Below are 12,097 nucleotides of genomic sequence, written 5' to 3'. Positions count from 1 at the left end.
CGGCGGGCCCGGCGGCGTAGAGCAGTCCCAGGGCCGCCTCGCCCGGCCCGAGGCCGTGGCGCTGGCTCGCCAGGACGATGAGCAGGCCGGTGACGGCGCCGCCGGCGAGGCTCCCGGCCGTGCCGATCAGGGTGAGGATCCTGATCACGTCTTGCTGCCAGAGGTACCGCAGCCCCTCGGCGATGTCGGCGAGCGCCCCCCGCCCCGGGCCCGACCGCGCCTCGGCCCAGCGCACCGGGAGCAGCAGCAGCAGCGAGAGCACGTACGTCGCCGCGTCCACGGCGATCAGCGTCACCGGCGCGAGCACCACGAGCAGGACGCCGGCGGCCGCAGGGCCTGCGAGCCCGATCACCGTGCTCACACCGGAGAGCTTCGCCATCGCCGGACCGATGCCGGCCCGACCCACAAGGGCCGGGACGGCACCGAAGCTGCCCGCGTCGAAGAACACGAAGCAGCTCGAGGTCGCGAGGGCCACGAGCAGCAGCTGAGTGGTGCTGAGCACCCCGAGGTGGTCGGCCACGGGAATGCTCGCCATGGCCACGGCACTGAGCGCGGTGGTCGTCAGCATGGTGACCCGAGCACCCCACCGGTCGACCAGGGCGCCGGCGGGCAGACCCAGCAGCAGGTAGGGCAGTCCCTCGAAGGCGGCCAGCAGCCCCGTGATCAGTGGGTCCCCAGTCCTCTGGTACACCAGGACCGGCAAGGTGACCAAGGTCAGCGCGTTGCCGACCCAGGACACCGCGCGGCTGACGACGAAGAGCCCGAACCTGCTCACAGGCGCCGCTCAGGCCGGGGTCACGGGTGCAGGGCCTGGCTCAGTCGCTCCACGCCGTCGACGACCCGCAGGTTGGTCGAGTCGCTCTCCGGCATGGTCACCACGCGACCCTCGCTCACGGCCGTGACTCCCGGCAGCAGCTCGGACAGCCCAGCCACGGCAGCCTCGGTGTCGGCGCCCGGGCCGGTCAGGAGGACGATCGTGCCCGGGTCCCGGGTCAGGACGTCCTCGCGGGAGATCTCGCTGTAGTACTGCCCCGGGGGCAGCTCGCCGGCGTAGAGGTTGTGCCCGCCGGCCTTCTCGGCGATGTCGGTGTAGACGCCGTCGTACGTGTACAGGACGCCCTCGTAGTCGGCGAGGAAGACCAGCGGTGACTCGGGCTGGTCCGCGATCCGCGTCTCGACAGCCTGCAGGCGCTCGCGCAGCTGGTCGGCGAGCACCTCGGTAGCGGAGCTCTCGCCGAGCAGCGTGCCGATCGCGTCCAGGTCGGTGAAGACGTCCTCGACGGTCGCCGCCGTCGCGTCGTCACCGCAGAAGCCCGACAGCACGAGCACCTGGGTGCCCTGAGAGGCGAGCTCGTCGATGGTCGGCAGCTGGGAGCCGTCGAAGAGGTACTCGCCGTCGGCCCAGATGAGGTCGGGCTGGGCGGCGGCGAGCTGCTCCCGGCTCAGGGCCGTGGCGCTCAGGACGGGGATCTCGGCGAACGCGTCGGCGTACTCCTCCGACGGGGTCCCGTTGGAGGAGTTGTACTGCCCCACCAGGCGGTCTCCCTGGTCGACCGCGAGGAGCACCTCGGTCGAGGTGGTCCACCCGGACACGATGCGCTGGGCAGGTTCGTCCAGCGTCACGGTGCGCCCGCAGTTCTGCACGCTGACCTGCTCGGCGGTCACCTCGGCACCGTCCACCTCCGAGGTCGTCGGCGTGGTCGCATCGGTCGAGGTGCAGGCGGAGAGCAGCAGCACCGCCGCGGCGGGCGTCGCCCAGCGGGCCAGCTGGCGCGTCGTCGGGCGCGTCGTCGGGCGTGAGGTCGGGTGACAGGTCGTCATAGGGACTCCAGTGCTATCGAAGGGCTGGTGGGGCGGGCGGAGCGCGGGGCGAAGCTGAGCTGGGCCCTGCCGGTGAGCGGGTTGGTCCCGCAGTGCGCGTGCACCTCGAAGACCTCGCGCAGCAGGTCGCTCGTGAGCACCTCCTCCGGGGCGCCCTGGGCGACGAGCCGGCCGTCGGCCATCACCACCAGGTGGTCGCAGGCCGCTGCGGCGAGGTTGAGGTCGTGCAGGACGGTGACCACCGTCACCGGGAGGTGGGTCACGAGGTCCAGCAGCTCCAGCTGGCCCGCGATGTCGAGGTGGTTGGTGGGTTCGTCCAGGACCAGGAGGTCTGCCTGCTGGGCGATCGCGCGGGCGAGCAGGACGCGCTGCTTCTCGCCCCCGGACAACGCGGTGAAGAGGCGAGCGCGTAGGTGCCCCGCACCGACCCGGTCCAAGGCGTGGGCGACCACGTCGGTGTCGTGGTGCGACGCGCGGCCCAGCCGCCCGAAGTGCGGTGTGCGCCCCACCATCACCGCCTCGTGCACCCTGGCGTCCACGGCGAGGAACCCGTCCTGCACCATCGCGGCGACGCGCTGGGCGGCCTCGCGCGCGGACAGGTCTCGGTGGACGTCGCGCCCGCCGACGAGAACGCTGCCGGCGGCAGGGCGCAGCGCCCGGTAGACGACCCGGCACACCGTGGACTTGCCACTGCCGTTGGGACCGACGATGCCGGTCACCGTCCCCGGGGCGCACGCGAAGCTGACGTCGTCGACGATGGTGCGGCGGCCGATGTCGACGCGCAGGCCCCGCACCTCCAGCGAGGTCACAGCGTCCGCCCCTGACGACGGAGCAGGACGAGGAAGAACGGCACCCCCACCAGCGCGGTCACCACGGTCAGTGGCAGCTCGACGGGTTGCGCCGCGGTGCGGCCCACCAGGTCGGCCAGGATCAGGAACACGCCTCCGGTGAGGGCGGCCAAGGGCAGGAGCGCCCGATGGTCGGTACCGATGACCAGGCGGACGGCGTGCGGGGCGATCAGGCCGACGAACCCGATGCCGCCCGCCACCGCGATCACCGCCGCGGTCAGCAGAGCCGCCACCACGAGGAGCTGCAGGCGCAGAGCGCCGACGCGCAGCCCCAACGACGCCGCGACCTCGTCCCCGAGGACCAACGCGTTGAGGGCACGAGCCTTCAGCAGGAGCCACACCGTGCTGGCGACGACGATCAGGGCAGGGAGACCGAGCGAGCTCCACTGGGCACCGGACAGCGTCCCGAGCAGCCAGAAGAGCACCGCCTGCAGCTGCGCTCCGCCCTGGCGCAGCTGCAGGTAGCTGGTGACGGCTTGGAAGAGGTAGCCGAGCGCAACACCAGCCAGCAGCAGCCGCACCGGGTCCACGCGCCCGTCACGCTGCCCCAGGAGCAGCACGAGCACCAGGGTGACCAGCGCGCCGGCGAAGGCGGCTGCCGAGACCCCGAGACCCCCCACGGCGCCCAGCGTGAAGACCGCGACCGCCCCTGCGGAGGCGCCGGCGGAGACGCCCAGCACGTACGGGTCGGCCAACGGGTTGCCGACGACGGCCTGCAGCACGGTCCCGGCCACAGCGAGTCCCGCACCGGCGACGAGGGCCAGCAGCACGCGTGGTACCCGCACCGACCAGACGATCTGGTCGTGGATCGGGTGCGGCGCGGAGCCTCCCGTCGGCAGGCCCACGACATGGCTCCACATCACCGCCAGCACCTGGCTCGGAGCGATCCGGACGGCCCCTGCGCTGATCGCAAGCACAGCTGAGAGGACGACCAGCGCGAGCAGGACGAGTCCGAGCACCCGTGCCCGGGACCGAGGCGCGGGCACGACGGCCCCCGACTGTGCAGCGACGGCGTCGATCACCTCCCACCCCCGACCCCTTGAGAACGATTATCGCTTGCGCACAGTAGGCCCGGCGCGACCCCGGGTCAACCAGCAGGCCGGAGGGGGTGGCGCACCCCTCCTTGTCGAGCTACCGTAGCGGGACACGTGAGAATCGTTCTCATGTGGAAAGGGGAAGATCATGTCTGATTTCTCGTTCCAGCCGGTCGCCGAACTGCCGGTCTCCAGCGCGCTCCAGGGACCGACCACCAACGCGCTCGTCCACAACCCGTTCGCCTTCGAGCCGGTTGCCGAGCTGCCGGTCTCGAGCGCCCTCCAGGGACCGACCACCAACGCGCTCGTCCACAACCCGTTCGCCTTCGGCGCCTGAGGCGCAACACCTGATCGATCGTGACACCCACTGACCATGCCCTCGCCGGCGGTCCTCTCGCGTCCAGCTCCCCGCCCGCCACCCCCCTCCGGCTCCGCGTCGGCGTGCACCTCGTGCCGAGCTCAGGGGGTGAGCGGTGGATGCTCGCCGAGCCGGGCGAGCGGTTCACCTGGCTCCTCGGTCCCTCCGACGCGCTGGCCGCGGTTCAGCCCGAGCTGCACGGCGCGACGACCTCGCCGACGACCGCGTCCGCCGAGGTGCGGTCCGCACTGGCGGACGCCCTGCGCACCAGGGGCGTCCTCGCTGACCCGTCCGAGGAGCCGCCGAGGCCACCACGGATCGGTATCTGGGGCGAGGGACCCGTCGCGGCACTCCTGAGGCACCTGGTGCGCCCCTGGGCGCAGGTGCTCACCGACTCCGTCGGCGAGGGCATGGTCAGTCCGATCGAAAGGCACCCCACCCCGAGCCACGCGGCGAGGTTGGCCTCCCCTCCGGATCGCGCGCCTACCGAGCCCGAGGTCGAGGAGCTCGCACGCCGAGGCGGGGACATCCTCGTCACGTGCGCAGAGTGGCTCCCTGACACCTCGTTCGCCGCCCTGGACGCCCAGTGCTCGGACGCCGGTCTCGCCTGGCACCACTGCCACGCGGAGGGCACGGGGATCGCTGTGGGGCCGATGCAGGTCCCCGGCGGCCCGCGGTACCGGGACTGGCGAGGACGACGGCTCGCGGCCAGCACCACCCCGGACGAGCTCGAGAGCTACTGGGCCTACCTCAGCTCGCCGGCCACGGCCCCTCCGCCCGCACCCCAGCCCTCCGACGCGGTCGCGGCGGTCGCAGCGGGGCACCTCCTCGCCGACCTCCAGCACTGGTGGGGCAGGCGCACCCCGACCGTCCCCGCCCACGAGCACCTGGTCGACCACGACGCTCACGGCCGTCTGCAGGTCACCCACCATCCCGTCCTGCCGCTGCCGTGAGCTGGGCCAACCAGAGGATCGCCAGCCACGACGGCCTGCGGCTCGCCATGGACGTACATCTGCCGCCCGAGTCGACGTGGCCAGTTCCGGCCGTGGTCACGCGCACCGCCTACGGTCGCGGCGTCCATCTGGCAGAGGGACGCGCGTGGCGGGCAGCGGGCGTCGCCTTCGTGGCGCAGGACGTCCGTGGCCGCTACGACTCCGACGGCGTCTGGACGCCCTACCGTGGCGAGCGCGCCGACGGCGCCGCGCTCGTCGACCACCTCCTGGGCCAGCCATGGTGCGACGGCCGGATCATCGCCTATGGGGGCTCCTACTCCGGCTACACCGCGTGGACGATGGCCGTCGAGCGCCCCGAGGCCGTCGTCGGCGTCATCAGCCTGGGCGCCTCGCTCGGGCTGCACCGGACGAAGTTCACCCCCAACGGCATCCTTCGCCTCAGCGAGCACATCGGTTGGTGGTTGGAGCGAGCAGACGGTCGGACGAGCCGAGCCGGCCTCCGCGAGACCGTCCTCGGCGAGGACCCAGAGCTCTTGTCGACCCTCCCGGTCGCGGACATCGGCGCACGGACCGGGGTCCAGCTCCCTCACCTGGACGACGCGATCGCCCTGCACGAGACCCACGGGTACGACGGAGACCCCCCGGAGGCCGTGACGCCGCGCGAGCTGGCGTCGCTGACCTGCGCGACGCTGCACGCGGGCGGGTGGTACGACCTGCTCGCGCCTGAGGTCCTCCAGCTGTGGGCGCGCGCCGGGGCGAAGGTGTGCCCTCGTCCCCCACGCGAGCTGGTCCTCGGGCCATGGGGCCACGACCTCGGCATGGCCGGGTCGACGTCGACCGGCGTCCTCGAGCACGGCACGGCGTCCCAGCTGCGCTGGGGGGCTGAGCTGGTCAGCTGGGTGCGCCAGGTGCTGCTCAGGACGGCGAGCAGTCGCGCCCGGGTCTTCCGCGTGGGTACGGGGACCTGGGTCACCACCGAGGAGTGGCCTCCTGCCCGGGCGGGGCGGCGGTGGTACGCAGGCGACGGCGGGGTCCTGACGCCGGAGCCGACGGCGCCGGCGGCGGTCCCCTTCCAGTACGACCCGCTCGATCCGTTCCCCTCCTACCTCCCCGGGCACGATCGCCGTGCCACCCTCGCTCGCTCGGACGCGGCACGCTTCCGCACCGACCCCCTGCCCGCCGACCTCGTCATCGACGGCGTACCGACGGTGGACCTGTCGGCCAGCACCACCGCCGAGGGGACGGACTGGATCGTCCGCCTGGCCCACCACGACCTCGACGGCCGCCTGATCGAGCTCGCCACGGGCGCGGCCACCGCACCCAGGACAGGTGTCGGCCAGCACCGGACCGAGCTCACGCCCCTCTCGGTCCGGCTCCCTGCGGGCAGCAGGCTGATGCTCGAGATCACCTCGAGCGACGTCCCCCACCTGGCTCGGCACCTCGGCACCGGGCCCGACCGTCTGCGGTCAAGCTGCACCGTCGTGGGATCCCAGACGATCCATGCCGGCCCGGGCACAGCCATCACCCTCCCCGTCGCACCCCAGCTGCCGCCAGCACGACCACCGAGGGAGCCTCAGTGAGCATCGACGACCTCGTGGACCCCCGCACCGGCGTCCTGCTGGACCTCGCCCCGTCGCCCCCGCGCGCCGACATGCCGAGCGGCTGGACGACCTGGGGCGCCACGACCGGGCGGACCACCGCCTTCGCGCCCTGGCGTGCCGACAGCTACGGCTTCGGCGCCTCCCTGGGCGACCAGGCGGCCGCCCGGGGCGCCGCGCTCGGGGAGGCGATCGAACGCTACTGCGGCAACGCCGTACCCGAGCGGCTCGCCGTCACCGCCCGCAGCCACCGCGACCTCGGCGGGGCCGCACTCGACCCCATGCGCCTGGCGCTCTACTCCGTGACCCAGTACCGCAGCCCGGGCTTCCCGTTCGTCCCCTTCACGCGTGACCTGCCGGTCTCCTGGGTCGAGGCGCTCGACCTGCACACCAGCGCCGAGACGCTCGTCCCCGCGTCTCTGGCCTACCTGGACTACTTCCACGGCCCGCGTGCCGACGAGCCCGCCACACACTCACCGGCCTACTCGGGCATCGCGACGGGGACGAGCCGTCCGGCCGCCCTGCGCTCAGCCCTCGAGGAGCTCCTCGAGCGGGACGCGACGGGGATCTGGTGGGCCTCCGGGGCCCCCACCCATGCCTGGGACGACGGCGGGCGCGTCACGGGGCGCCTAGGACGTCCGGGTGTCGGGGGGACGGTCCGCCTCCGGCTGCTCGAGGTTCCGCGGGAGCTCCCCACCCCCGTGGTGGCGGCGCTCGTCGAGGACGAGACGGCCGGGGTGGTCGGATTCGGTTCTGCCTGCCGGGCCGACCACCCGACCGCCGCCGCCAAGGCTCTCGTCGAGGCACTGGGTGGTCTCCGGCTGGGACGCGACCTCGACGACCCGAGCAGCGACGTCTGGGCGGCCGTCCGGTCCGGTCGCGTCGAGTCACACGTCTACCTGCCCCACCGATCCGACCGCCAGTACGTCGACGACGCCTGGAGCCCAGCCGCTGCGCACCCGTGGAGCAGCCTCACCGACCTCCCACCGGTCGCCCAGGTGTACCTCGACCCACGGATGCAGGCCTCCCCGCTGCAACGTCTGCGGCCCAGCGCCGCACTCCCGCTGCCTGCGCGACAGGACACCCGCGACGACTCCGCCGTCGTCGCCGCGCTCCTGGCCGACCTCGGCGCGGCCGGGGTCGGCGCCTACGCCGTCGACCTCACCACTCCCGACGTCGCCGCATGCGGCCTGCACGTGGTCCGCGTCATCACCCCCGAGCTCGTCGGCAACGGCCCGCCCGCCTTCCCCCTGCACGGCGGACGGCGGTTGTACGAGGTGCCCTTCCGCCTCGGGTGGGTCGAACGCCCGCTGACCGAGGCCGACCTCGTCACGACTCCGCTACCGCTGGCCTGAGGGAGGCGAACATGCCCAGGTCCACCGCTCAGGACCTCCAGGAGCACCACCAGCCGCTCCTGGAGACGTTGCCCCACCGTGGGTTGCTCGACAGCCGCACGGGCATCGTCCGTTCACTGCGCGAGGCGCGGATCCCCTCCCACTTCCCTCGGGACTTCCTGCTGGTCACCGCGGCCCTGAGCGAGACCACCCGATTCGCACCCTGGGCGTCGGACCCGGCGGGCGCCGGCTACGCCATCGGTAACCCGGCTGCAGCCCTCGGCGCGGCCCTCGGCGAGGCAGCCGAGCGGTACTGCGGCAATGCGGTGCCCAGAGAGCTCACGCGCGGGACGGCGCGCCAGCTGCGCCGATCAGGCCGCCGCGTCGTGGACCTCGGCCGTCTGGCGCTCTTCAGCACGGAGCAGCTCCGCTCGCCGGGGTTCCCCGCCGTGGCCCTCGACGACGACCTCGAGGTGGAGTGGGCCAGGGGCGCAGACCTCGGCACCGGCGAAGAGGTCCTGGTCCCGGCAAGCCTCGTCTGGCCGTCCTACGCCGGGAGCCGAGGCCCTGGCCATCCCTTGACGAACCCGATCGTCCAGGCAGGGCTGGCAGCTGGCCAGACGAGACAGGACGCTGTCGCCGCGGCTCTGCGCGAGGTCGTGGAACGCGACGCGATGACGCTGTCCTGGTACGGCGGGCGTGGCGTCCTGGCGCTCGTGGTCCCGCCCTGGCTAGAGCTGATGGGCCGCGGTCCGGGGGGCGCGTTGACCACGCGGTGGATCGCGCTCCACCAGGAGTTCGGGGTACCGGTCGTCGCGGCGCTGGTGCAGGACTCGACCACCGGCTACCTCAGCATGGGTGTCGGTGTCGGGGGCGCGATCGACGCAGCGGTCAAGGCGCTGGGTGAGGCGCTCCAGCTCCTGCTCGTCCTGGCCGACTACGACGACCCCTCGACGGGCCTCGGACGGGCCGGCGGCAAGCCAGGGAGTCCTCTGAAGGCGTGGCGTCAGGACCGTCGCTACGGGGCTGCCTACCGTGCGGACCGACGAGACGTGGTCGACTACGCCTGCCACCTGCAGCTGCACCTCGATCCCGCCGTGCAGGACGCCTTCGACGCCGAGCTGCACGCCGCGACTCGTGGCAGCATCCCGCTAGAGGACCTGGTCGAGACCGGAAGCCCCGGTGAGGAGCTGCAGACATCGGGGATCGCTCCGGTGGTCGTCGACCTCACCACCACCGACGTGCGGACCTCAGGCCTGGACGTCGTCCGCGTGGTGGCGCCGGGCCTGTACAGCAACAGTCCTCTCGGTCTGCCTTTCCTGGGCGGTCACCGGCTCCAGCCCTCGCGCACGAATCCACCGCGCACCCCCTGGCCGCACTGACGGTGACGGTGACGCATCATGGGCGCATGAGGTCGACGCACGCCGTACCAGGCTCTCGCACCCACGAGCAGGCCAGGTGACGGACTGCGGCGCGCAGAGGGGCTCAGCCGCCACTCCACCGCAGTCCCCCCTCGTCACCCCGGACGGTAGGTACCTGGTGGTCCGGGGGCGTTTGTGGCGTCGGGCGGACCCGTCACTCGACCCGCGGGACCGCGAACGGCTGACCAGCGAGCTGATGGCCGCCCGTCGCGCCAAGGCAGCAGCGATGCGAGCCGACGACGCCGAGGCGCGTGAAGCAGCCCGAGCTCGGGTCGACGCAGCCAAACGTGCCCTCGGCGAACGCGGCCCCGTCTGGTGGGAGGACGACGCCCCCGACCTGACTCGCCGCATGGCACAGACGACGGTCTACGCCTCATGGTGGGCCGACCTTGCCGAGGGCGAGCAGGGCTGACGGACGTTGGGGCCTGCCCAGCCCGCGCATGACGCCGGACCCGCGGTCGGGCCGTAGGCTCGTGCTCGTGGCGACGTTCTCCTCGGTATCCAGGCAGCACGTCCTCCAGGCCCTCGCCGAGTACGACGCCCGTGGCGGCGAGGAGTTCCTCGAGGCGTACGGCTTCTCACCCTCGCAGGACTACCCCCTGCACCACGAGGGACAGAGCTACGACTCGAGGGCAGTGCTCGGGGTCGCACACCGCTTCGCGACCGGCCGCCTCGCGCCACCGGACGAGTTCACCGGAGGCATGGACGCGGCGGTGACCATCCTGCGCAAGCGCGGCTTCGAGGTCACGGAGCCGGCCACGGCTCGGCGCCCGGCGCCCCAACGAGCCACCCGCGCCCCCCGGACGCCGCGCTCCCCGGCACGGTCAACAGCCGCCGCACCTCCCGCGCCCAAGCTCTGCCCGACCTGCTCGATGACGCTCCCCGGCACAGGGATCTGCGACTACTGCGCCTGATCCCAGCACGGCTTCCTCCACGCAGCACCCAGAGGACGCACTCCCGACGTACGGTAGACGAACTAGTCCGTCTACCGATGGAGTCTCCATGGCCCTCCCCCCGAACCACGCGACGGCGCCGACGACCTCGGGGCGGACGACGCCCGCCGGTCCCGAGCCGAGCGCTGTCCCTCGCACGGTGGGGCGACTCGCGCTCGCCGCGGCCCTCGCCACGGCCGGCATCGGGCACCTGACGGTCAGCCGGGAGGAGTTCCAGGCCCAGGTGCCGCCGTGGGTGCCGCTGGACCCTGACGTCGTCGTCCTCGCCTCCGGGGTGGTCGAGATCGCTCTTGCGGCCGCCCTTGCGCTCGCGCCGCGCAAGCACCGGTGGTTGGTCGGCTGGGTCGTGGCTGCCTTCTTCGTGGCGATCTTCCCGGGCAACATCTCCCAGTACGTGACGGGCACCGACGGCTTCGGGCTCGACACCGATCGGGCTCGCGCGCTCCGTCTCCCCTTCCAGCCCGTCCTCGTGCTCTGGGCCCTGTGGTCGACAGGTGCCTGGCGCACCTGGCGCGCCCGACGCACTGCCGCGGGGGACGCATCGCGGTGATCGTCACCGATCTCAACGCCCTGGCCTCGCCTCGGGTGGTTGGCCGCCCGAACCGCGACGGCGGGCAGGCCGAGGCGGCGCGTCGCATCCTCGAGGTCGCCGCCCCGATGTTCTACGGGCAGGGGTTGCGTGCCGTCAGCGCGGACGCAGTGATCGACGCGGCCGGGGTCACCAAGGCGACCTTCTACCGCCACTACCCGAGCAAGGACGACCTCGTCGTCGCCTACCTCCGCACTGTCTCCGACGCCGAACGGCACGTCCTGAACGAGTGGCGCTCCCAACACCCCGGCGATCCGTCTCGCGTCCTCGAGCGCTACGCGCGCGCCGTGGGCACCCAGGCCCGCGGTCCTGAGTTCCGGGGCTGCCCGTTCCTCAACGCGATCGCCGCCTACCCGGAGAGGGAGCACCCGGTGCGCGTCGCGGCCGAGGAGCACCGCGCATGGCTGCGCTCCTGCGCGACCGACCTGCTCACCGAGATGGGCGCGCGGCACGCAGGACTGGTCTCCGTGCAGCTCGTCATGCTGCGCGACGGCGCGATGGCGACAGGGGAGGACGTCCCACCGAGACGCGTGACCCAGGCACTGCTCAGCGCCGGATCCGCCCTTCTCCGAGCGGCACGAGCCTGACCTGGTGGTGGCGCGACGATCAGCGAGCGCCGGCCCATTCGGGCTCGCTGATCGTCGCAGGCCCGCTGAACAGCTGGCTGCTCCACCGTCCCTGATACACGATGCCGCTCCGCACCCCGGCGCCGTCGAGTGCACGGCGCGAGACTGCGGAGCTTCGGCCAAGATCTGTGTGCGACCACCGCGCGAGGGCGTCGCTGCGCAACAGGGGGCGAACGCCGGTAGCGTCTCCGGCCATGGACGAGAGACCCCCGGAAGGCCCGCGGGGTGCGATGAGCCCCTGGCCCGGGGCGGTCGTTCTCGTGTGCGGGTTGATCGGGGCGAGCGCCCAGGCTGTACTGGTCGCGTCCGAGGGAGGGACGGCCCAGCGCTGGGTCCTGGTCGCGACGTTCCTGGTGATGGCCGCGAGTGGCCTCGGGATGTCCCTGACGTCGAGAAGAGGACGACATCGCACGTCCTGAGATCCGGATCGTGTGCGCGGTCGCCACGCCCATCCCGCTCGCGGCGACCTGCCGGCGAACGCAGAAAGGGCCACCCCATAGGGGTGGCCCTTTCTGAAAAGGTGTTCGGCGGCGACCTACTCTCCCACACAGTCTCCCGTGCA

Annotated in this window: 13 protein-coding genes; 9 read left to right on the top strand and 4 right to left on the bottom strand. The window is 72.8% G+C overall.

Annotated features, from left to right (window positions below):
• From L0B03_RS07505 to L0B03_RS07490, 4 genes are all read right to left on the bottom strand, one after another.
• Positions 1–775, bottom strand: a 775-nt coding sequence (locus tag L0B03_RS07505; RefSeq protein WP_250445196.1) for an MFS transporter, incomplete at its 3' end; no start/stop codon positions are given.
• A gap of 20 nt (positions 776–795) precedes the next feature.
• Positions 796–1,821 (bottom strand): ABC transporter substrate-binding protein, encoded by a 1,026-nt coding sequence (locus tag L0B03_RS07500; RefSeq protein ID WP_250445195.1) that lies wholly within the window; start codon positions 1,819–1,821, stop codon positions 796–798.
• Positions 1,818–2,630 (bottom strand): ABC transporter ATP-binding protein, encoded by an 813-nt coding sequence (locus tag L0B03_RS07495; RefSeq protein ID WP_250445193.1) that lies wholly within the window; start codon positions 2,628–2,630, stop codon positions 1,818–1,820. The genes L0B03_RS07500 and L0B03_RS07495 overlap by 4 nt, the downstream gene beginning before the upstream one ends.
• Positions 2,627–3,691, bottom strand: a complete 1,065-nt coding sequence (locus L0B03_RS07490) for an iron ABC transporter permease (protein WP_250445191.1) — start codon at positions 3,689–3,691, stop codon at positions 2,627–2,629. Before L0B03_RS07490 ends, L0B03_RS07495 begins: the two co-directional genes overlap by 4 nt.
• Before the next feature lie 160 nt (positions 3,692–3,851).
• On the opposite strand from L0B03_RS07490, the gene L0B03_RS07485 reads away from it, so the two are divergent.
• The 9 genes from L0B03_RS07485 to L0B03_RS07445 all read left to right on the top strand — a co-directional run bounded on the left by L0B03_RS07485 (position 3,852) and on the right by L0B03_RS07445 (position 11,496).
• Positions 3,852–4,040 (top strand): streptamidine-related RiPP repeat protein, encoded by a 189-nt coding sequence (locus L0B03_RS07485; protein WP_250445189.1) that lies wholly within the window; start codon positions 3,852–3,854, stop codon positions 4,038–4,040.
• Positions 4,041–4,180: 140 nt separating this feature from the next.
• Complete coding sequence (locus tag L0B03_RS07480) at positions 4,181–5,014, top strand: hypothetical protein (protein WP_250445188.1); 834 nt, start codon at positions 4,181–4,183, stop codon at positions 5,012–5,014.
• Positions 5,011–6,594 carry a CocE/NonD family hydrolase gene (locus L0B03_RS07475; protein ID WP_250445187.1) on the top strand — a complete coding sequence of 528 codons (1,584 nt, stop codon included), beginning with the start codon at positions 5,011–5,013 and terminating at the stop codon, positions 6,592–6,594. The genes L0B03_RS07480 and L0B03_RS07475 overlap by 4 nt, the downstream gene beginning before the upstream one ends.
• Entirely contained in the window at positions 6,591–7,967 is a 1,377-nt protein-coding gene (locus L0B03_RS07470; protein ID WP_250445186.1) for a YcaO-like family protein, read from the top strand. Before L0B03_RS07475 ends, L0B03_RS07470 begins: the two co-directional genes overlap by 4 nt.
• An 11-nt stretch (positions 7,968–7,978) precedes the next feature.
• Positions 7,979–9,328 carry a YcaO-like family protein gene (locus L0B03_RS07465; protein ID WP_250445185.1) on the top strand — a complete coding sequence of 450 codons (1,350 nt, stop codon included), beginning with the start codon at positions 7,979–7,981 and terminating at the stop codon, positions 9,326–9,328.
• Positions 9,329–9,563: 235 nt separating this feature from the next.
• Complete coding sequence (locus L0B03_RS07460; protein ID WP_250445184.1) at positions 9,564–9,779, top strand: hypothetical protein; 216 nt, start codon at positions 9,564–9,566, stop codon at positions 9,777–9,779.
• Between the two features lie 67 nt (positions 9,780–9,846).
• Positions 9,847–10,281 carry a hypothetical protein gene (locus L0B03_RS07455; RefSeq protein ID WP_250445183.1) on the top strand — a complete coding sequence of 145 codons (435 nt, stop codon included), beginning with the start codon at positions 9,847–9,849 and terminating at the stop codon, positions 10,279–10,281.
• 88 nt (positions 10,282–10,369) lie between these two features.
• Positions 10,370–10,870, top strand: coding sequence for a hypothetical protein (locus tag L0B03_RS07450; protein ID WP_250445182.1), 501 nt, complete (start codon positions 10,370–10,372; stop codon positions 10,868–10,870).
• Complete coding sequence (locus L0B03_RS07445; RefSeq protein ID WP_250445180.1) at positions 10,867–11,496, top strand: TetR/AcrR family transcriptional regulator; 630 nt, start codon at positions 10,867–10,869, stop codon at positions 11,494–11,496. The genes L0B03_RS07450 and L0B03_RS07445 overlap by 4 nt, the downstream gene beginning before the upstream one ends.
• Positions 11,497–12,097 lie beyond the last annotated feature (601 nt).

The sequence above is a fragment of the Actinotalea sp. C106 genome, from assembly GCF_023630195.1.
Lineage (GTDB): Bacteria > Actinomycetota > Actinomycetes > Actinomycetales > Cellulomonadaceae > Actinotalea.
The sequence above is the reverse complement of the archived record's forward strand: the minus strand, read 5'-3'. Positions and strand labels throughout refer to the sequence as shown.